Origin of the sequence: Flavobacterium sp. PL12 (assembly GCF_039123485.1) — a bacterium.
GTDB classification, from domain to species: domain Bacteria; phylum Bacteroidota; class Bacteroidia; order Flavobacteriales; family Flavobacteriaceae; genus Flavobacterium; species Flavobacterium weaverense.
In genome coordinates this window covers 1-21,333 of sequence record NZ_JBANDI010000001.1, presented here as the reverse complement: position 1 = coordinate 21,333, position 21,333 = coordinate 1, and the positions used below count along the sequence as shown (strand labels likewise).

At 33.4% G+C, this 21,333-nt stretch carries 14 protein-coding genes; 7 read left to right on the top strand and 7 right to left on the bottom strand.

What is annotated here, in order from left to right:
• Positions 1-32 precede the first annotated feature (32 nt).
• On the top strand, positions 33-1,709 hold the full coding sequence (gene asnB, locus RCH19_RS00070) for an asparagine synthase B (RefSeq protein WP_343021515.1): 1,677 nt from the start codon (positions 33-35) through the stop codon (positions 1,707-1,709).
• A 290-nt stretch (positions 1,710-1,999) separates the two neighbouring features.
• Complete coding sequence (gene asnB / locus RCH19_RS00065; RefSeq protein ID WP_343021514.1) at positions 2,000-3,616, top strand: asparagine synthase B; 1,617 nt, start codon at positions 2,000-2,002, stop codon at positions 3,614-3,616.
• Between the two features lie 322 nt (positions 3,617-3,938).
• Here the strand turns inward: asnB (RCH19_RS00065) and RCH19_RS00060 are convergent, their stop codons facing one another.
• On the bottom strand, positions 3,939-4,397 hold the full coding sequence (locus RCH19_RS00060; protein ID WP_343021513.1) for an RNA methyltransferase: 459 nt from the start codon (positions 4,395-4,397) through the stop codon (positions 3,939-3,941).
• A gap of 200 nt (positions 4,398-4,597) precedes the next feature.
• On the opposite strand from RCH19_RS00060, the gene gyrB reads away from it, so the two are divergent.
• From gyrB to secDF, 3 genes are all read left to right on the top strand, one after another.
• Positions 4,598-6,541: a DNA topoisomerase (ATP-hydrolyzing) subunit B gene (gene gyrB, locus RCH19_RS00055; RefSeq protein ID WP_121924217.1), complete on the top strand. Its 1,944-nt coding sequence runs from the start codon at positions 4,598-4,600 to the stop codon at positions 6,539-6,541.
• Between the two features lie 83 nt (positions 6,542-6,624).
• Positions 6,625-7,560, top strand: a complete 936-nt coding sequence (mdh, locus tag RCH19_RS00050) for a malate dehydrogenase (protein ID WP_343021512.1) — start codon at positions 6,625-6,627, stop codon at positions 7,558-7,560.
• 226 nt (positions 7,561-7,786) lie between these two features.
• Complete coding sequence (gene secDF / locus RCH19_RS00045) at positions 7,787-10,759, top strand: protein translocase subunit SecDF (RefSeq protein WP_343021511.1); 2,973 nt, start codon at positions 7,787-7,789, stop codon at positions 10,757-10,759.
• Positions 10,760-11,362: 603 nt separating this feature from the next.
• Here secDF and lgt read toward each other — a convergent pair.
• The 5 genes from lgt to RCH19_RS00020 form a co-directional block, all read right to left on the bottom strand.
• Positions 11,363-12,316, bottom strand: coding sequence for a prolipoprotein diacylglyceryl transferase (lgt, locus tag RCH19_RS00040; RefSeq protein ID WP_343021510.1), 954 nt, complete (start codon positions 12,314-12,316; stop codon positions 11,363-11,365).
• 65 nt (positions 12,317-12,381) lie between these two features.
• Complete coding sequence (gene yidD, locus RCH19_RS00035) at positions 12,382-12,630, bottom strand: membrane protein insertion efficiency factor YidD (RefSeq protein ID WP_121924221.1); 249 nt, start codon at positions 12,628-12,630, stop codon at positions 12,382-12,384.
• A gap of 32 nt (positions 12,631-12,662) precedes the next feature.
• On the bottom strand, positions 12,663-14,141 hold the full coding sequence (gene cysS / locus RCH19_RS00030) for a cysteine--tRNA ligase (protein ID WP_121924222.1): 1,479 nt from the start codon (positions 14,139-14,141) through the stop codon (positions 12,663-12,665).
• Between the two features lie 173 nt (positions 14,142-14,314).
• Positions 14,315-14,986 (bottom strand): GTP cyclohydrolase I FolE, encoded by a 672-nt coding sequence (folE, locus tag RCH19_RS00025; RefSeq protein ID WP_121924223.1) that lies wholly within the window; start codon positions 14,984-14,986, stop codon positions 14,315-14,317.
• A gap of 311 nt (positions 14,987-15,297) precedes the next feature.
• Positions 15,298-16,503 (bottom strand): pyridoxal phosphate-dependent aminotransferase, encoded by a 1,206-nt coding sequence (locus tag RCH19_RS00020; protein WP_343021509.1) that lies wholly within the window; start codon positions 16,501-16,503, stop codon positions 15,298-15,300.
• A 129-nt stretch (positions 16,504-16,632) separates the two neighbouring features.
• Here RCH19_RS00020 and RCH19_RS00015 point away from each other — a divergent pair, with 129 nt between their 5' ends.
• Complete coding sequence (locus tag RCH19_RS00015) at positions 16,633-17,961, top strand: aspartyl protease family protein (RefSeq protein WP_343021508.1); 1,329 nt, start codon at positions 16,633-16,635, stop codon at positions 17,959-17,961.
• Between the two features lie 55 nt (positions 17,962-18,016).
• On the opposite strand, the gene RCH19_RS00010 is transcribed toward RCH19_RS00015, so the two are convergent.
• The gene (locus RCH19_RS00010; RefSeq protein WP_343021507.1) at positions 18,017-18,403 is read right to left on the bottom strand and encodes a DUF1573 domain-containing protein; all 387 of its coding nucleotides are present in this window, start codon (positions 18,401-18,403) and stop codon (positions 18,017-18,019) included.
• A 160-nt stretch (positions 18,404-18,563) separates the two neighbouring features.
• On the opposite strand from RCH19_RS00010, the gene RCH19_RS00005 reads away from it, so the two are divergent.
• Entirely contained in the window at positions 18,564-21,197 is a 2,634-nt protein-coding gene (locus tag RCH19_RS00005) for a valine--tRNA ligase (RefSeq protein ID WP_343021506.1), read from the top strand.
• The last annotated feature ends 136 nt before the right edge of the window (positions 21,198-21,333 follow it).

Genomic DNA, 21,333 nt, shown 5'->3' with positions numbered 1-21,333 from the left:
CAATATAAAGAAAATATTTAAAATATATAGTTATGTGCGGAATAGTATGTGCCTTCGAATTAAAACAAAGTTCTGAAACTTTAAGACCACAAGTCTTGGAAATGTCTAAAATTATTCGTCATCGCGGTCCAGACTGGAGTGGGATTTTCAGTAACGAAAAAGCAATTTTATCTCACGAAAGATTAGCGATTGTGGATCCAGCTTCTGGAAAGCAGCCGTTATTAAGCGAAGATGGAAAGTTAGTTTTAGCAGCTAATGGCGAGATTTACAATCATAGAGAACTTCGCAAGCAATTTGAAGGGAAATACAACTTTCAAACAGAGAGTGACTGTGAAGTTATTTTAGCACTTTATAAAGAAAAAGGTCCTCATTTTATTGATGAAATGAACGGAATTTTTGGATTTGCTATTTATGATGTTGATAAAGACGAGTATTTTGTTGCGCGAGATCATATGGGAATTATTCCATTGTACATAGGTTGGGACCAACATGGAACTTTTTATGTAGCTTCAGAATTGAAAGCGCTAGAAGGCTACTGTACTAAAATAGAATTATTTCCTCCGGGGCATTATATGTCAAGTAAAGATGGAGAATTTGTGCAATGGTACAAGAGAGAATGGACTGATTATGATGCGGTGAAAGACAACGAAACCAATATTGCAGAAATTAAAGTAGCGCTAGAAGCTGCTGTTCATAGACAATTGATGAGTGATGTTCCTTATGGAGTTTTACTTTCAGGAGGTTTAGATTCATCAATTACTTCGGCTGTAGCCAAAAAATATGCTCAAAAACGTATTGAGTCAGGTGATGTTGCCGATGCTTGGTATCCACAATTACACTCTTTTTCAGTTGGATTAGATGGTTCTCCTGATTTAGCTGCAGCGCAAATCGTAGCCGATCATATTGGGACTATTCACCACGAAATTAAATTTACTATTCAAGAAGGTTTAGATGCCATTCGCGATGTGATTTACAACTTAGAAACGTATGATGTTACAACTGTTAGAGCATCAACGCCTATGTGGTTAATGGCGAGAGTTATTAAGTCAATGGGAATTAAAATGGTGCTTTCAGGTGAAGGAGCAGATGAGTTATTTGGAGGTTATCTTTATTTTCATAAAGCGCCAAATGCAAGAGAATTTCATGAAGAAAATGTTAGGAAACTAGGAAAGTTGCACATGTACGACTGCTTGCGAGCAAACAAAAGTTTAGCGGCGTGGGGAATTGAAGGTCGTGTTCCATTTTTAGATAAAGAATTTATGGATGTTGCGATGCGCATTAATCCTCAAGATAAAATGATTAACGCAGAGCATCCGATGGAAAAATGGGTAGTTCGTAAAGCTTTTGAAGATATGTTGCCGCCAAGTGTAGCTTGGAGACAAAAGGAGCAGTTTAGTGATGGAGTAGGTTATAGCTGGATTGACACTTTAAAGGAAGTTGTCGCGAAAGAAGTTTCTGATGAGCAGTTAGCTAATGCGAAATATAAATTCCCATTGCAAACGCCAACATCTAAAGAAGAGTATTATTACCGCTCTATATTTACAGAACATTTCCCTAGTGATGCAGCTGCTCTATGTGTTCCTCAAGAAGCTAGCGTTGCTTGTAGTACAAAAATCGCTTTAGAATGGGATGAAGCATTTAAAAATATGAATGATCCTTCCGGTAGAGCTGTGGCTAGTGTTCACGATGATGCTTACGCAAAAGTTTAAAATTTTTTCAATAAATTAGAAACGCCTCCATTATTTGGGGGCGTTTTTGTTTTTATATGTATTTCGAAGTAGCAGTGAAATTTTAAACTTAAATTAGGTTGTGTGCTTTTTAGCCACCTTATAACTCACTACCAAATTATAAATGTATTAGTGAAAATTTAAATCTATAACTAAAACTAGATATTTAGTAACAATTTATAAGTAAATAATGATTTTGTATTTTGTTTTAAAAGTCAATCGCTCATATTTGTATTATGTAAATTACAGTAAGGATTTAAAAAAGAATATTTATGTGTGGAATATTAGCGATCATTGGAAAAGGGAAAGATGGAGAACTTGTTAGAGAGCTTTCAAAGAGAATGTCTCATCGTGGACCAGATGAAAGTGATATTCATGTTACAGAGAACGGACATATTTTAAGTCATGAAAGATTATCAATTATCGATTTACATTCTGGGAAGCAACCTATTCAAGGTTCTAAAACTGCATATATGGTTCACAACGGTGAGATTTATAATCATCAGGAATTAAGAGATGGTATTTTAAAAGAACACACATTTAGAACCAAGTCCGACTCTGAAGTTATAGTTCATCTATATGAGGAATTTGGTTACGATTTCTGCAATATGCTTGATGGAGATTGGGCTTTTGTTGTTGTAGATGGAAATGATTTTATTGCCGGTAGAGATCCAATGGGCGTAAAACCTTTATATTATGGATTAGATGAAAGAGGAAGAATTTACTTTTCTTCAGAAATGAAACCTATCGCAGATCAGTGCAAAACTTTTTCTACTTTTCCACCAGGACATTATTACACCCAAAAAACAGGTTTTGTCAAATACTACAAACCAGAATACGAAAATCACTTAAAAGCAGATCAGGAATTAGATTTGGATTTAATTAGAAAAACTTTAACTGAAGCCACTAGAAAACGATTAATGAGTGACGTGCCTATTGGAGTTTTACTTTCAGGAGGATTAGATTCGTCGTTGACCTCTGCAATTGCTTCTCGTTTATTGGCGGAAAGCGGTAAAAAATTACATTCATTTTCTATAGGATTAAATGCTGATGCGCCTGATGCTAAAGCAGCAAGGCAAGTAGCTGATTTTTTAGGTACAGAACATCATGAAATTTATTTTACTGTTGACCAAGGAATTACAATATTAGATAAATTAATTTGGCATCTCGAAACGTATGATGTAACATCGATTAGAGCAAGTACACCTATGTATTTTTTGTCAAAAGCAATAACGGATTTGGGAGTTAAAGTAGTTCTTTCAGGTGAGGGAGCTGACGAAATCTTTGGAGGTTACTTATATTTTAGAAATGCACCATCTGCCGAAGAATTCCAAAAAGAAACAATCGAGAGAGTACAAAAACTTTTTACCGCTGATTTACTTAGAGCTGACAAATCAACAATGGCTCACGGATTAGAAGCTAGAGTGCCATTTTTAGACAAAGAATTCTTGGATTTAGCAATTCGTATCAAAGCAGATGAAAAAATGCCTAAAACTTATGATGGGAAAGAAAAATATATATTGAGAAAAGCATTTGACACTCCTAATGATCCTTATTTACCTGATGAGATTTTATGGAGACAAAAAGAACAATTTTCTGATGGAGTAGGGTACAGTTGGATCGATGAGTTAATCGAGTATTGCTCTTCGCAAGTTACTGATGAGCAGTTAGAAGGTGCCACCAAGGAATTTTTATATAACGCACCTACAACTAAAGAAGCCTACTTATATCGATCTATTTTTAATAAGCATTTCCCGCAAGTGAGCGCTGCTCAAACAGTGAGGAAATGGATACCTAAATGGCAAGAAAATCAAGATCCAAGCGGAAGAGCAAACGCTGCGCATGTAAAAGCAGATACTGCAATTGCTAAAAAAGCAAATGCTGTATAAAGTACTATTTTGTTTAATCATTATTTTTTTGAATAGGACGATTTTTAAACAAAATTTATAGTCATTATATATTGATCTACTCATCTATGCAAGTTTTTGCAAAATCGATTTTATGCGACTAATTCTTGTACACGAACTTTAATAAAAATTTTAGAATTATAATTAGTGTGAAACCATTGAATATTATGACTTTTCATTTTTAGAATGTCGCGCTTTAAGCCTAGGTATTTAGTAATGAAATTTTGTTTGAAACAGATAAATTTACTTTGTTTAGGAGAGAAATGCAATATAAATTGATCTCAGTATTACAAAAAAGCTTTTTTTACGATCTTGGTTTATTTAATCCTCTATCATAGAGTACGATAGTTCCAGCAACCGAAACATTTAAGCTTTTTTCTGATTTAAATTTTACTAAAAAATGGCATTTTTCAATCGCCTGTTTAGTAAGTCCGTTATCCTCAGCGCCTAATAAATAAACACATCTTCTTGGGTGTTCGAAAGTTTCTAAGTCTTCTGCATTTTCATCCAATTCAACGCCAACTAATCGCGCGCCTTTCGGTAAATTTTTATAGAAATCTTCAAAATTTTCATAGTGGAAATACGGCATAGATTTTACAGCATTATGCGTATCACAAGCTTGTTTTGCGTATCGATTTCCGATTGTGAAAATATAACTAGCACCTAAGTTTTGCGCAGAGCGCCATAAAACCCCCAGATTTTCAGGTGTTTTACCATTTTGTATACCGATACCGAAATATTCAGTCGTGAAGTTATCATTCATACTACAAAAATACAAACAGTTATTTATAATGGCAAAATTTTATTTTTACTAAAAAGTTTAAATTATTAGCGTTTTTATTAGTTTGAAATGGGAAAATGTTAATAACTTAAAGGCTTTAAAAGGTAATTTAACGCTTATCTAATTTGCGTTTTTATATATTTGCGTGTTAGACAAAAATTACATTTTTTTAGAATAAAAATATGAGCGAAGAAATCAAGAAGGACAGTTATTCAGCAGATAGTATTCAAGCATTAGAAGGAATGGAGCACGTAAGAATGCGTCCTTCGATGTATATTGGAGATGTGGGTGTTCGAGGTCTGCATCATTTAGTTTATGAAGTAGTAGATAACTCTATCGATGAGGCAATGGGCGGCCATTGTGATACAATTATTGTAGATATAAATGAGGACGGATCAATTTCTGTGGAAGATAATGGACGTGGTATACCAGTTGGGATTCATAAAAAAGAAGGTGTTTCTGCACTGGAAGTTGTAATGACCAAAATTGGTGCTGGTGGAAAATTTGATAAAGACTCTTATAAAGTTTCTGGAGGACTTCACGGTGTGGGTGTTTCTGTAGTAAATGCTTTGTCAAAACATTTACGTGCGACTGTTTACAGTGCTGATGGTAATGTTTATGAGCAAGAATATGAAAAAGGTAAAGCACTTTATCCAGTAAAACAAATTGGAGTAGCTGGTAAGAGAGGAACTGTAGTGACTTTTTATCCAGATCCAACAATTTTCACGCAAACAGTTGAGTATTCTTATGATACTTTATCGGCTAGAATGCGTGAATTATCTTATTTGAATAAAGGTATTACAATTACGTTTACAGATAGAAGAGAAAAAGATAAAGACGGGAATTTCGTTTCAGAGGTGTTTCATTCTGATGAAGGTCTTAAAGAATATATCAGATATTTAGATGGAAATCGTGAGCCTATTATTGCACACGTAATTTCGATGGATAATGATAAAGGTGAAATTCCAGTTGAGGTTGCCTTGATTTATAACACTAGTTATACCGAGAATATTTTCTCTTATGTGAATAATATTAACACGCATGAAGGAGGAACGCATTTGCAAGGTTTTAGAACTGGTCTTACAAGATCATTGAAGAAATATGCGGATGCATCTGGAATGTTGGATAAACTTAAATTTGATATTGCAGGAGATGATTTCCGTGAAGGATTAACTGCTATCATTTCTGTAAAAGTTCAAGAGCCACAATTTGAAGGACAAACCAAAACTAAACTTGGAAATAGAGAAGTAGTTTCTCCAGTTTCTCAGGCAGTTTCTGAAATGATTGAAAATTATTTGGAAGAAAATCCAAATGATGCTCGTATCATCGTTCAAAAAGTAATTCTTGCAGCACAAGCACGTCACGCAGCTAAGAAAGCTCGTGAAATGGTTCAGCGCAAAACCGTGATGGGTGGCGGTGGATTGCCTGGAAAACTTTCTGATTGTTCAGAACAAGATCCTGCAAAATGTGAAGTATATCTTGTCGAGGGAGATTCGGCAGGTGGAACGGCTAAGCAAGGTCGTGATCGTGCATTCCAAGCTATTTTACCATTACGTGGTAAGATTTTGAATGTTGAGAAAGCAATGCATCATAAAGTTTTTGAAAATGAAGAGATTAGAAATATATTTACTGCTTTAGGTGTTACTGTAGGTACTGAAGAGGATAGTAAAGCATTGAATATTTCAAAATTACGTTACCATAAAGTAATTATTATGTGTGATGCCGATGTCGATGGAAGTCACATCTCTACTTTGATTTTGACATTCTTCTTTAGATTTATGAAAGAATTAATCGAACATGGTCACATTTATATTGCAGCACCACCTTTGTATCTAGTTAAAAAAGGAAATAAAAAAGAATATGCTTGGAATGATGTTCAACGTGATCAAGCGAATGAAAGAATGGGCGGAAGTGCAGGAATTCAGCGTTACAAAGGTCTTGGAGAAATGAATGCAGAGCAGTTATGGGAAACTACTATGGATCCTAACTTTAGAACTTTACGCCAAGTAACTATTGACAGTTTAGCAGAAGCTGATAGAGTTTTCTCTATGTTGATGGGTGATGAGGTTCCACCAAGAAGAGAATTTATTGAGAAAAATGCAGTTTATGCAAAAATTGACGCATAAAAATTTATTAAAACGTTCGCCTTTTATTCGAAAAGCGAACGTTTTCATTTAATATTGACAAACAACCAAATAAACTATAAAAAATGAAAGTTACCATTATAGGAGCAGGAAATGTAGGAGCAACGTGTGCAGATGTAATTTCTTATAGAGGAATTGCTAGCGAAGTAGTATTATTAGATATCAAAGAAGGTTTTGCTGAAGGTAAAGCTTTAGATATTATGCAATGTGCTACTAATACAGGTTTTAATACAAAAGTGACTGGTGTTACTAATGATTATTCTAGAACAGCAGGAAGTGATGTAGTAGTTATTACATCAGGAATTCCTAGAAAGCCAGGAATGACACGAGAAGAACTAATAGGAATAAATGCAGGAATTGTAAAAACAGTAGCTGAAAATGTATTAAAGCATTCTCCGGATACTATTATTGTTGTGGTTTCTAATCCTATGGATACTATGACGTATTTAGCATTAAAATCAACTGGATTACCAAAGAATAGAATTATTGGAATGGGTGGAGCTTTAGATAGTTCTCGTTTTAGAACTTATTTGTCTTTAGCTTTAAACAAACCAGCTAACGATATTTCTGCTATGGTTATTGGTGGACACGGAGACACTACAATGATTCCTTTAACAAGATTAGCTTCTTACAATGGAATTCCAGTTTCTCAATTTCTATCAGAAGAGCAATTAAATAAAGTTGCTGCTGATACGATGGTTGGTGGTGCAACACTTACAGGTCTTTTAGGAACTTCAGCTTGGTATGCTCCAGGTGCTTCTGTTGCTTTCTTAGTAGATAGTATATTAAATGACCAAAAGAAAATGATTGCATGTTCTGTTTTTGTAGAAGGAGAATACGGTCAAAATGATATTTGTATTGGTGTTCCTTGTATCATTGGTAAAAATGGAGTTGAAGAAATTCTTTCTATTGAATTAAATGATGCTGAAAAAGCTTTATTTGCTAAAAGCGCGGATGCTGTTAGACAAATGAATGACGCTCTAAAATCGATTTTGGTATAAAAATTACATAAAAGAAATAGAAGACTGCAGCTTTGCAGTCTTTTTTCTTGAGATTAATCGATAAATAAATTGGTTAATCTTAACCATAATTATATATTTGCTCGGTTTAAAAAAAATTAGGTTGCTCAATATGTTCTTTTTTCATCTTAAAAAAGTTCCTGAAGTGCTTCTGTATAGGGTTTAAAGCAAAAATAAATAAATAAAAAATAATTAATTTTTAGTAATAATGCAGAATAAAGGACTTATTAAATTTTTCGCAATTCTATTTGCATTGGTAAGTATTTACCAACTTTCTTTCACTTTTGTTGCAAGTAAAGTAAAAAACGATGCAAAAGCTTTTGCTAATGGGAATTCTGAGAAGGAAGTTAAATATTTAGACTCTATTGGTAAAGAGAAAGTATTTAATCTTGGTTTTACCAATTTCACTTTCAATGAAGTTAGTGATAAACAAATCAACAAAGGTCTTGACTTAGAGGGAGGAATAAATGTTATTCTTCAAATTTCGGTTAAAGATATCTTGAAAGGATTATCTAATAATTCTAAAAATCCAGTTTTCAATAAGTCTTTGGCTGATGCAACTGTGAATCAAAAAGGAAATCAAACCTATTTAGATGCATTTTATGACGCTTTTGATGCTAATTCAAATGGAACTGTAAAATTAGCTGCACCAGACATTTTTGCAAACAGAAGCTTGCAAGGTGAAGGTGGAGTAGATTTTCAAATGACTGATGCACAAGTAAAGAAGGTTATTTCTAGAAAAGTTGATGAGTCTGTAGAGAGTGCATTTGGCGTATTAAGAAAACGTATCGATAAATTTGGTGTAACACAACCTAACATTCAAAAATTAGGAGAATCTGGAAGAATTCTTGTTGAACTTCCTGGTGCTAAGGATGTTGATAGAATTAAAAAATTATTACAAAGTACTGCTCAACTTGAGTTCTGGGAAACTTATAAAATTGAAGAAATTGGTAATTTTTTAATGGCTGCTAATGAGTCATTGAAAAAAACTGAGGTTAATATTGCTGAGGTAAAACCAGTTGTAAAAGATTCATTAAGTGCTTTGTTATCTGATGGTAAAGATTCTGCTGCGACTAAAAAAGGAAATAATCCTTTATTAGATAAAATCATGGCTCAAGGTGGTGGACCAGTTTTAGGTCTTTTCTCACCAAAGGACACTGCTGTTGTTAACGGTTATTTTAAGAGAGCAGATATTAGAATTTTACTTGCAGGAGATCAACGTTACGCAAAATTTGTTTGGGGAATTCCTTCAGCAATTAAAGATGCAAACGGAAAATCAGTAGATGCAGTTGAATTATATGCATTAAAAGGAAATAGAGACAACGTTCCTGCTATGAGCGGTGGAGTTGTTACTGATGCAAAAGATACTTTTGATCAATTAGGTAAACCAGCTGTTTCTATGCAAATGGACGGTCAAGGTGCAAAATCTTGGGAAGAGTTAACAGGAAGAGCATACACTCAAAAAAGTAATATTGCTATTGTACTTGATGATGTGGTTTATTCTGCACCAGGAGTTTCTAGCGGACCTATTTCAGGTGGAAGATCTGAAATTTCAGGAGCATTTGATGTAACACAAACTAAAGATTTAGCTAACGTTTTAAGAGCAGGTAAATTACCAGCTGCTGCTGACATTGTTCAGTCAGAAGTGGTAGGACCATCCCTAGGACAAGAGGCAATTGATAATGGTACTAGTTCAGCAGTTTGGGGATTAATTATTGTATCACTTTGGATGATGTTTTTCTATGGTAAAGCAGGATGGTATGCTAACGTTGCATTAGCAGTTAACTTACTTTTCTTATTTGGTATTCTTGCAAGTCTTGGTGCAGTATTAACTTTACCTGGTATTGCTGGTATCGTTCTTACAATGGGAACTGCAGTAGATGCAAATATTATTATCTACGAAAGAGCAAAAGAGGAGCTACGTGCTGGTAAGTCACTTGATGAAGCCGTTAAGACTTCTTATAGCTGGAGAGGTGCAATGTCATCTATTACTGATGCGAATGTAACACACATATTAACTGGAGCTGTATTATTTATATTTGGTTCAGGACCAATTAAAGGTTTTGCTACTACTTTGTTAATAGGTATTATAACTTCATTGTTTACTTCTATTTTCATCGCTAGAATCTTTATTGATTGGAATATTAGTAAAAAGAATGATTTAACTTTTGTTACTAAATACTCTAAAAACATATTTACAAACTTCCATTTTAATTTCTTAGGTATGAAGAAATGGACGTATTTAATCTCTACGATTATTGTAATTGTAAGTTTCACGTCATTAGCTATAAATGGTTTGGATCAAGGTGTGGATTTTGTTGGAGGTAGAACATTCCAAGTACGTTTTGAAAAACCAGTTTCAACTGAAACAGTAAAACAAGAGTTAGAAAAAGTTTTTGATGGTAGCGCCGAAGTAAAAGTATTTGGTAGTGACAATCAGTTAAAAATAACTACTAAGTATAAAGTTCAAGAGCCAGGAACTAAAGCTGATGAAGAAGTTAATAAGCTGTTGTTTGAGAATTTAAAACAACATTATTCTTCTGCTATGACTTATGATAAATTTGTTAACGCTTACGACGGTAAAAATTTAGGAGTTTTACAAGCTTCTAAAGTTGGACCAACTGTTGCAGAAGATATCAAAACAAATGCATATTGGGCTGTCTTAGGTTCATTAGCATTAGTTTTCTTATACTTAATGATCAGTTATAGAAAATGGCAATATAGTTTAGGTGCGATTGCTGCAGTAGCGCATGACGTAATCTTTGTCTTAGGTGTTTATTCATTATGTTATAAGTTCATGCCTTTTGGAATGGAAATCGATCAGCATTTCATCGCTGCGATTCTAACCGTTATTGGATATTCAATGAATGATACTGTTATTGTATTTGACAGGGTTCGTGAATATTTAGCTGGTAAAACTAAAGGTACATTTGCTGACATCGTGAATCAATCTATTAACACAACAATGTCAAGAACTATAAATACTTCGTTAACGATGATTGTTGTATTGTTAATTATGTTTGTTTTTGGTGGAGAATCAATCAGAGGATTTATATTCGCTATGTTGATTGGTATTGTAGTAGGAACTTATTCTTCGCTATTTATCGCAACACCAATTCTTGTAGATACAATCTCTAAAGAAGATAAAGATAAAGTTGAAGTTAATCACCTAGAAGCTTAATTAGCTTTAAAATAAATGTAGAAAAGAGATTCAGCGAAAGTTGAATCTCTTTTTTTTTTGGATTAAAATAATATCTGTTTTAGAAATAAAATTCAGATGAGTGTTCAATGTTTACCTGAGGGAAGAGTTAAACCTTAAATTATTAATTTAGCAATGTTGAGATCATCAAAGTAAGATTTATTAATAGATCTAATTCAGAGTGTGGGAAAGATTCTATTTTATATTGAAGGTACTTTCCACCATATTCTGAATTATCATTTATTCTCATTAAATATTTAAAAGGTCCTAAAATGTTATTTTTTTCTAGTTAGACCAAGATCTTTAGCATCCTAAACGAGTGAGTTAACATTAAATTAAATGTACGTTACAACTAAATAATGTGCCATCACTTTGTCACGCTGGAAGCCTCTCAACTAATGCGCTCTTAATAATTTATTTCAGACATCATTAGAATTTAAAACAGTTTCTTTTAATTAATCTATTTCAGAATTGAAATACTATTTCAACTTCAAGTTGCTCTCAATTTTATATTAAATTGCAATCATAAAAAAAGCGCTATCTAATTTAATTAGTTAGCGCTTTCTGATTTCAACTTATTTTTTATTAGTTTACATGTTCCTTTTGAGCTGTAAATATAAAATAAAGACCAATAATGATGAAAGGTATACTTAGCCACTGTCCAGTTGAAAACAGACCTAATGCGCTTTCAAAACCACCTTGGCTTTCTTTCACTGATTCTACGATAAATCGAACCGTGAACAAAAGAACTAGGAACATGCCAAAAATGTAACCGGTATATTTTCTTTTTTCTGTTTTCCAATACATGAAGAATAATACTGCAAATACAAAAATATAACAAAATGCTTCATATAATTGTGTAGGATGTTTTGCCGGTACTTGCGCTAATAATGCAGAGAATTTAGGGTCTTGAGCTATAGCTGCGTAAGCTGCTTGCGGATTTGGTATTCCAGTAGCATTTACAGCATCCATTGGACTGAAATGATCTCTTACAAATCGTATTCCAAAACTAGAAGTTGTTTGATGACCTATAATTTCAGAATTGAAAAAGTTTCCTAAACGTACAAAAATAGCGCCACTAGCAACTGGAATTACTACACGATCTAAAATCCACATTTGTGGTCTTTTTAAAACATTTTTGCTGTAAAAATACATCGCTATTATTATTGATATAGCAGCTCCATGACTCGCTAATCCAGTAAAACCTGTAAATTCCCATCCTTGTATAATATTAAATAAGGATTCATTTGGGTTTTCTCTAATAGGTAATAGAATTTCCGTCAAGTGATTGCTGTAATATTCCCAATCGTAGAAAAACACATGTCCTAAACGTGCACCAAGTAATGTCGCTAGAACAGTCCAAATGAATAAAGAATCCAGTTTTTCTATAGATTCGCCTTCTCTCTCGAAAATATTTTTCATTATGTACCAACCCAAGCCAAAGGCGATTACAAACATCAAGCTATAATACCGAATCATAAAAAAACCTAAATCTATTCCCTCTGATGGATTCCAAACGATGTTTAAAGCATGTGTCATTTATTGTTTTTTTTTAATCAGTTGTAAAAATATGTAATAAAAGGAAGGTTTCTACTAATAAAAGGTTAATGTTGGTGATTGCATTTCTCATTAGGAACCGGATCATATCCACTGCCTCCCCAAGGATTACAACTCACAATCCTTTTTAGGCCTAAAAAGCCACCATAAAGTAATCCGTGTTTTTGTAATGCTTGTAGCATATAGGTAGAACAAGTCGGCTCAAATCTACAAGATGCAGGTGTAAAAGGAGAGATTGCAGTTTGGTAAAAACGCACTAATACCACAAAAGGAAATATGAGAATTTTTTTAATCATATTTAATCAGTTCTGATTTTTAAATAGATATACTAAACGCTAAAAGTAGTTCCTTCTTTTCCATCTTTCAACTGGATTCCTAAAGCAACTAATTGATCTCTAATTTGGTCAGATAAGGCAAAATTCTTATTATCTCTAGCTTGCTTTCTCATTTCGATCAACATATTAACTGTTCCTTCTAGTTTGTCGTTATTGCTGTCAGATACTTTCTCGTCTTCTAAACCTAAGACATCAAATACAAAAGCGTTCATAGCTTTTATAAAAGATTCTAAGTCAGCAGACGTCAAATTTTCTTTACCATCATTTAGTAAATTGATGAATTTTACACCTTCAAATAATTGTGCTATCAATATAGGTGAATTGAAATCGTCATTCATTGCATCGTAACAAGACTGTTTCCACGCTGAAATATCAATAGTACTTTTTGAATTTGGTGTAATCTCTTTAGCTACACTTAGTGCTTCCATCAATCGTTTGTACCCTTTTTCTGCAGCAACAATTGCATCATCAGAAAAGTCAAGAATACTTCGGTAATGAGCTTGTAACATGAAAAATCGTGCTACAGAAGCTGAAAATGCCTTACTAAGAATTGTGTTTTCTCCTGTAAGTATTTCTCTTGGTAAAATATTATTACCTGTTGATTTGGCCATCTTTTTACCGTTCAACGTAAGCATATTGGCATGAAGCCAGTAATTAACTGGAGTTTGACCCGTACAAGCTTCGTTTTGAGCAATTTCGCATTCATGATGCGGGAACTTTAAGTCCATTCCGCCTCCGTGAATGTCAAAGTGATTCCCTAGATATTTTGTACTCATTGCAGTACATTCTAGGTGCCATCCTGGAAAACCATCACTCCAAGGTGAGGGCCAACGCATAATATGCTGCGGTTCTGCTTTTTTCCAAAGTGCAAAATCTTGCGGATTTCTTTTGTCAGTTTGACCATCAAGATCTCTAGTATTAGCCAACATATCCTCAATATTACGTCCACTTAATCTGCCATAATGATTGGTTTTATTAAATTTTACTACATCAAAATAAACAGATCCATTAGCTTCATAACCAATTCCGTTATCAATTATAGTTTTGATAATTTCTATCTGCTCAATGATATGACCTGTAGCTGTCGGCTCAATGCTTGGTGGCAAAAAGTTGAATGCGTTTAGGATGTCGTGAAAATCTACCGTGTAGCGCTGAACTACTTCCATAGGTTCCAGCTGTTCTAAACGAGCTTTTTTTGCAATTTTATCTTCACCTTCGTCTTCATCATCAACAATATGTCCAACATCAGTAATATTTCTAACGTAACGAACTTTATAATCTAAATGTAAAAAATACCTAAAAATAACATCAAATGACATGAAGGTACGTACGTTTCCTAAATGCACATTGCTGTAGACCGTAGGTCCGCAAACATACATCCCAACATTTCCTTGATGGATTGGTTTAAATGTTTCTTTTTCTCCTGAAAGAGAATTGTATATTTTGAGTGTTTGCGTTTCGTATAAAGGCATTTAGTTTATTTTTTTTAGGAGCTAATTCCTGCTTTCCGCTTCAATCTTTCCATTTTTAAGAAAAAATAGAAAGGATTTCCACTACGATCAGGGCTAGGATTTATTGCTGAGAACGTAATTTAGACTTATTTCTACTTCCCCTTTAATTTGTCGCGGTAAAGGATTATAAGGATTTAGAACTTAGTTTCTAGTTTAATGTAATCTAAAAATTCTCTTCGAGTAACACTATCTTTAAATTTCCCACCAAACTCTGAAGTTACGGTACTACTTTCTATATCGCTGATTCCTCTTGAGTTTACACAAAGGTGTTTTGCATCAATAACACAAGCAACGTCTTCCGTACCTAGTGCTAGTTGCAATTCTTGAACAATTTGCATAGTCAAACGCTCTTGTACTTGTGGCCTTTTCGCGTAATATTCAACAATTCGGTTCATTTTTGATAAACCAATAACTCTTCCGTTTGAAATATAAGCTACATGAGCTCTTCCTATAATTGGTAATAAATGGTGCTCACAAGTAGAATATACAATGATATTTTTCTCTACCAGCATTTCGCCATACTTATAGTTATTATCAAATGTTGAAGCTTTAGGTTTTTTTTCTGGATTAAGACCACCAAAGATTTCCTTCACAAACATTTTAGCAACACGATTAGGTGTTCCTTTTAAACTATCGTCTGTCAAGTCCATTCCTAAGGTTAATAAAATACTCTCAACATCTTTTTTTATTTTCTCAATTTTCTCATCATCAGAAATGGCAAAAGCATCATCTCTCACTGGGTTTTTTGCGGATAAACTAACGTGATTATCTCCTATTTCGTCTTGAAATTCTTCTTTATTTATCATTAAAAGGAACTATTATATTTTGTAATTTTATTTAAAGCGTAAAGGTAAATAATAAAAATTAAAGAATTTCTATAGCGTGCACTATTTCAGTTCAAACTAACAGTTTTAAAAAAGTTAAAGCTAGCATAATTAAAGGTTCGGTGCTAAATTGAGAGTAGTCATACATTTATTAATACTACATTTTAAAAATACGATTGACTTTTCCTGATTGAAATGTATCTCGGACTGTAGACCAAAAAAAAATGCAGCAACTATAAAGTTGCCGCATTTTAAAAAAACCATTTCGTTTCCACGAGTATAGAAATCTATTATTATGCTTTAACCTGCATAGCGTTATAAACAGGAATTGCAGCTTTTAGAATTCGTACTGCGCTTATTAAATCTTCTTTCTTTAAAACATAAGCAATTCGAACCTGATTTAAACCCATTCCTGGAGTAGAGTAGAAGCCTGCCGCTGGAGCAACCATTACAGTTTCACCATTCAAATCGTAGCTTTCTAATAACCATTGAGCAAAAGCATCAGCATTGTCAATAGGCAATTGTGCGATACAGTAAAAAGCACCTTTCGGTTTGCTCACAATAACCCCATCTATTTTGTTTAGCTCTTCTACTAATGTATCTCTGCGTTCTCTATATTCAGAAATTACTTCGTCAAAATAACTTTGCGGAGTATCTAATGCTGCTTCACTTGCAATCTGCTCTATTGTTGGCGGACTTAATCTAGCTTGTGCAAATTTCATTGCAGTTGTCATTAATTCTTTATTCTTAGAAACAATACAACCTATTCTAGCACCACACATACTGTATCTTTTAGAAACAGAGTCAATCATAATTGCATGCTCTTCAAGTCCAGGAACATTCATCACTGAATAATGGATATCTCCATCATAAGTGAACTCTCTATAAACCTCATCAGAGATTAAGAATAAATCGTGCTTTTTAACTAAAGCAGCTAACTGCATGATTTCCTCTTTCGAATATAAGTATCCTGTTGGATTTCCAGGATTACATATAAGAATTGCTTTTGTTTTTGCAGTAATTAGTTTTTCAAAATCAGCAATCGCTGGTAATGCAAATCCAGTATCGATAGTCGAAATAACTGGTATTACATTAACTCCTGATGCCGTTGAAAATCCATTGTAATTCGCATAAAAAGGTTCTGGGATAATGATTTCATCTCCTTGATCCATAGTACTTCCCATAGCAAACATCAAAGCTTCTGATCCACCAGTAGTAACAATAATGTCCTCAATGTTTACTGGTATTCCTTGATTTGTATAATAGGCAGCTAGTTTTTTTCTATAACTCTCGTTTCCTGCAGAATGACTGTACTCAAGAATTGTTAAATCGATATTTTTAACAGCTTCCATCGCAACCTCAGGAGTTTTGATATCAGGTTGACCTATGTTCAAGTGATATACTTTATGTCCTTTTTTCTTAGCTATTTCCGAATACGGAACTAATTTACGTATCGGTGATTCAGGCATTAGTTTGCCCTTGTTTGATATTTTTGGCATAGTCTTAATATTATTGAATTGCAAATTTGCGATTTTTTTTCGGAATTTATTGCAAATAAAAAGTGTATAAATTGTTAAATCTGCATTATTCACTGGATTAATTCAGTATTTTTATGTAAAAGAATGACGATGCTAAAAAGACTTTTTTTAATTACTATTTCTCTACTTTTTTTACCTGTGTTTTCGCAGCAAGGATTTCTATTTGAAGATGGAAATTATAAAATTAAAATCCCTTTCAAATTAATTAATAACCTAGTATTTGTTCCTATCAAAGTAAATGGTATCGAACTAAATTTTTTATTAGATACAGGAGTTTCAGAGACTATTCTTTTCAGTCTAGAAGAAAAAAAAGAAATGCGTTTTTTAAATACTGAAAAGGTTTTGTTGAGAGGTCTTGGGAATCAAACGGCTGTTGAAGGGTTAAAATCTACAAACAATATTTTAGAGTTTAGTACTTTAAAAATGAAGCAGCATAAGCTCTACATCGTTTTGGATCCTGAATTTAATTTATCGTCTCAAATTGGGATTCCTGTAAACGGTATTATAGGTTATCAGTTTTTTAAAAATAATTTGGTCGAAATTAATTATCGAAAGAAAGTAATTGTCGTCTATAAAGACAGCCCAAGAAATAAAAGTAGAATAGAAAAAAAGTTTAAAGCAATTCCTATCACGGTCGAAAAGTCTAAGCCCTATTTAAAAACTACTGTCACTTTAGAAAATGAAGAAATACCAGTTAAGTTATTAATTGATATTGGCAATAGCGACGCTGTGTGGCTTTTTGAAGATCGCACAAAAAAAATAAACATTCCTTTTAAAAACTTTGATGATTTTTTAGGAAAAGGATTTAGTGGCGATATTGAAGGAAAACGCGGTAGAATACAAAAATTTAAAGTAGCAGATTTTGAATTTAACAATTTAGTAGCCTCTTTCCCGGATTCCATTTCGATTCGGAATGTAAGTATGGTTCCCGGTAGAATGGGTTCAATTGGTGGCGAAATAATGAAGCGTTTTGATGTAGTTTTCGATTATGAAAACGAACTACTATATCTCAAAAAAAATGGTAATTATACTGCTGCTTTCAGTTACAACAAGAGCGGTATCGAAATCCAACATAACGGATTACAATGGGTTCAAGAAACAGTACCTATGGAAACAGTTCCTTTAAGATCTAGAACCAGCGAAACAAACGTTTACAGCGCAAAATCGGACTTCAAATATAAATTTAAATTAAAACCTATTTATGAAATCGCACATATTCGTAAGAATTCTGCGGCGGCAAATATAGGATTACAAAAAGGTGATATACTTTTAAAAGTAAACAGCAGCGCTACTTATAAATATTCTTTAGAAAATATTAATTCTATGTTCCGGTCTGAAGGTTTAAAATGGATTACACTAGAGATAGAACGTGAAAATCAAGTTCTTAAATTTAGATTTAAACTAGATGATATTTTATAAAAAAAAATGCTTCTGAAAAACTTTCAGAAGCATTTTGAATTTAAGAGTGAATAAGTTATTTAATAATTACTTCTCCTTTTATTTTTAAAGCTACTCTTCCTTCATCATAGTTCACTGCATTTGATTCTACAGTTATAGTTTTTCTGATTGGTCCAGGAGCCATATTGTATTTAACTGTAATTTTACCTGTTTTTCCTGGCATAATAGGTTCTGTAGGTTTTGTAGGCACTGTACATCCGCAGGTAGAAAGTACATTAGTGATAATCAATGGTGCATTACCAGTGTTTGTAAAAACGAAATCGCGCGTACCATTTTCTGTTTTGGTAACCTTTCCATAATCGATTGTGTTATTAGGTGCAGAGAATACAATCTTTGGTCCATTTTGGGCAAAACCAATGCTGCTTATCAGTGCAAATGCGAATAAAATTATCGTTTTTTTCATTTTTAGTTATTTAGAATCATTTAGTAAAAATAGTTTCTTTTAATTAATGCACAAATTTTTATTTATCTTTTTATAGTGTGCAGAATTATTTACTTTTGTTCGCTATATCAATTACAAATATCAGACCAAAGTATAATTTTGGTTTTAACAGTTGCTTTATATGACTATTCCTGCACAATTTGACGCTAAAACTATAGAAAACAAATGGTATGACTACTGGATGAAAAATAATTATTTTCATTCTGAGCCAGATCATAGAACCCCATATACCATTGTAATTCCACCGCCTAACGTTACAGGTGTTTTGCACATGGGACACATGTTAAACAATACTATTCAAGATGTTTTAATTAGAAGAGCGCGTCTTAAAGGATTTAATGCTTGCTGGGTTCCTGGAACGGATCATGCTTCAATAGCGACAGAGGCTAAAGTGGTGGCAAAATTAAAAGCGGAGGGAATTAATAAAAATGATCTAACTCGTGAGGAATTTCTTGCTCATGCTTGGGAATGGACTGATAAATATGGAGGTGTAATTCTTGACCAACTTAAAAAACTGGGAGCTTCATGTGATTGGGAGAGAACCAAGTTCACCATGGATCCAGATATGTCGGCATCTGTAATAAAGTCTTTTGTTGATTTATATAACAAAGGTTTGATTTATAGAGGATACCGTATGGTAAACTGGGATCCCGAAGCTAAAACAACTTTGTCTGACGAAGAAGTTATTTATGAAGAACAACAAGGAAAATTATATTTCCTAAAGTATAAAATAGAAGGAACTCAAGACTTTCTTACGATTGCTACAACGCGTCCGGAAACTATTTTTGGAGATACTGCAATTTGTATAAATCCAAATGATGAGCGTTTTGCTCATTTGAAAGGGAAAAAAGCAATAGTTCCTATTTGCGGGAGAGTGATTCCTATTATAGAAGATGAATATGTAGATATCGAATTTGGAACAGGATGCTTAAAAGTTACTCCTGCTCACGATATGAATGATAAAGCTTTAGGTGAAAAGCATAATCTTGAAATTGTTGATATTTTCAATGAAGATGCTACTTTAAATAGTTTCGGTTTACATTATCAAGGGAAAGACCGTTTTGTTGTTCGTGAAGAAATTGCAAATGAACTAGAGAAAATTGGCGCTTTAGAAAAAACAGAGATTCACTTGAATAAAGTTGGAACTTCAGAGAGAACAAAAGCAGTTATCGAACCTCGTTTGTCTGATCAATGGTTTTTAAAAATGGAGGATTTGGTGAAGCCAGCAATTCAATCTGTTTTAGTTGATGGTGATATTAAATTACACCCAGCACGTTTCAATAATACGTATGCACACTGGTTAAATAATATTCGCGATTGGAATATCTCTCGTCAATTGTGGTGGGGACAACAAATTCCTGCTTATTTCTACGGTGACGGGAAAGAAGATTTTGTTGTAGCTGAATCTATTGAAGAAGCTTTGGCTTTAGCCAAAGAAAAAACGGCTAACAACGAACTTCAAATTTCTGATCTTAGACAAGACGTAGATGCTTTAGATACTTGGTTTTCTTCTTGGCTATGGCCAATGTCTGTTTTTGGTGGAATTATGGATCCAGAAAGTGAAGATTTTAAATATTATTACCCAACAAATGACTTAGTGACTGGTCCAGATATTTTATTTTTCTGGGTAGCTAGAATGATCATTGCGGGTTATGAGTATACAGACAAAAAACCATTTACGAATGTATACTTGACTGGATTAGTTCGTGATAAACAAAGACGTAAAATGTCTAAATCATTAGGGAATTCACCAGATCCTTTGGATTTAATCGAGAAATTTGGTGCTGATGGTGTTCGTGTTGGGTTGCTTTTAAGCGCTTCGGCAGGAAACGATATTATGTTTGATGAGGAGTTATGCAATCAAGGAAAAGCATTTACAAACAAAATCTGGAATGCATTCAAATTGATTAAAGGTTGGGAAGTTTCAGATGCAATTCCGCAACCAGAATCTTCAAAAGTGGCAATAGAATGGTATGAAGCTAAACTGCAACAAACATTGCTAGAAATTGAAGATAATTTTGAGAAATACAGAATTTCTGATTCTCTAATGGCAATATACAAATTGGTTTGGGACGATTTCTGTTCTTGGTTTTTGGAAATGATTAAACCTGCATACCAACAGCCAATTGACAGCGTAACTTTTGCAAAAGCGATTGAAATGCTAGAAAACAACTTGAAATTATTGCATCCATTTATGCCTTTTTTGACAGAGGAAATTTGGCAAATTATTGCTGAAAGAACTACAGAAGAAGCATTAATTGTATCTACTTGGCCAGAAATAAAACCTTTCAATACAAAGCTAATCGCAGATTTTGATCACACAATAGAAGTGATTTCTGGAATTAGAACAATCCGCAAGGACAAAAATATTCCTTTTAAAGATGCAATCGAGCTTAAAGCAATTAACAACGATAAAGCCTCAACTTATTTTGATTCGGTCGTAACCAAATTAGGCAACATTACTGCACTAGAATATGTTTCTGACAAAGTGGATGGCGCTTTATCTTTCCGTGTTAAATCTAATGAATATTTTATTCCTATAACTGGAAACATTGATGTTGAAGCTGAAATAGCTAAACTAAATGCGGAACTTGTTTATACGCAAGGTTTCCTTAAGTCAGTTCAAAACAAGCTTGCAAACGAGAAATTTGTGGCTGGAGCACCAGAGAAAGTTTTGATAAATGAAAGACAAAAAGAGACGGATTCATTAGCCAAAATTGCGACTATCGAACAAAGTTTAGCTGGATTAAAATAAGTTTAAATACTATATTATAATTCATTGTTGTCCGATATAATTAAATAAAAAAAGAAGCCAAAAAGATGGCTTCTTTAAATGAATCGTAAATTTGTGTTTCGACATACAAAATACGATGGGTAAAAGTAATTATTTT

Coding starts and splice junctions, on each gene's coding strand:
- asnB (WP_343021515.1), top strand. CDS start 33: ATGTGCGGAATAGTATGTGCCTTCGAATTAAAACAAAGTTCTGAAACT.
- asnB (WP_343021514.1), top strand. CDS start 2,000: ATGTGTGGAATATTAGCGATCATTGGAAAAGGGAAAGATGGAGAACTT.
- RCH19_RS00060 (WP_343021513.1), bottom strand. CDS start 4,397: ATGAATGATAACTTCACGACTGAATATTTCGGTATCGGTATACAAAAT.
- gyrB (WP_121924217.1), top strand. CDS start 4,598: ATGAGCGAAGAAATCAAGAAGGACAGTTATTCAGCAGATAGTATTCAA.
- mdh (WP_343021512.1), top strand. CDS start 6,625: ATGAAAGTTACCATTATAGGAGCAGGAAATGTAGGAGCAACGTGTGCA.
- secDF (WP_343021511.1), top strand. CDS start 7,787: ATGCAGAATAAAGGACTTATTAAATTTTTCGCAATTCTATTTGCATTG.
- lgt (WP_343021510.1), bottom strand. CDS start 12,316: ATGACACATGCTTTAAACATCGTTTGGAATCCATCAGAGGGAATAGAT.
- yidD (WP_121924221.1), bottom strand. CDS start 12,630: ATGATTAAAAAAATTCTCATATTTCCTTTTGTGGTATTAGTGCGTTTT.
- cysS (WP_121924222.1), bottom strand. CDS start 14,141: ATGCCTTTATACGAAACGCAAACACTCAAAATATACAATTCTCTTTCA.
- folE (WP_121924223.1), bottom strand. CDS start 14,986: ATGATAAATAAAGAAGAATTTCAAGACGAAATAGGAGATAATCACGTT.
- RCH19_RS00020 (WP_343021509.1), bottom strand. CDS start 16,503: ATGCCAAAAATATCAAACAAGGGCAAACTAATGCCTGAATCACCGATA.
- RCH19_RS00015 (WP_343021508.1), top strand. CDS start 16,633: ATGCTAAAAAGACTTTTTTTAATTACTATTTCTCTACTTTTTTTACCT.
- RCH19_RS00010 (WP_343021507.1), bottom strand. CDS start 18,403: ATGAAAAAAACGATAATTTTATTCGCATTTGCACTGATAAGCAGCATT.
- RCH19_RS00005 (WP_343021506.1), top strand. CDS start 18,564: ATGACTATTCCTGCACAATTTGACGCTAAAACTATAGAAAACAAATGG.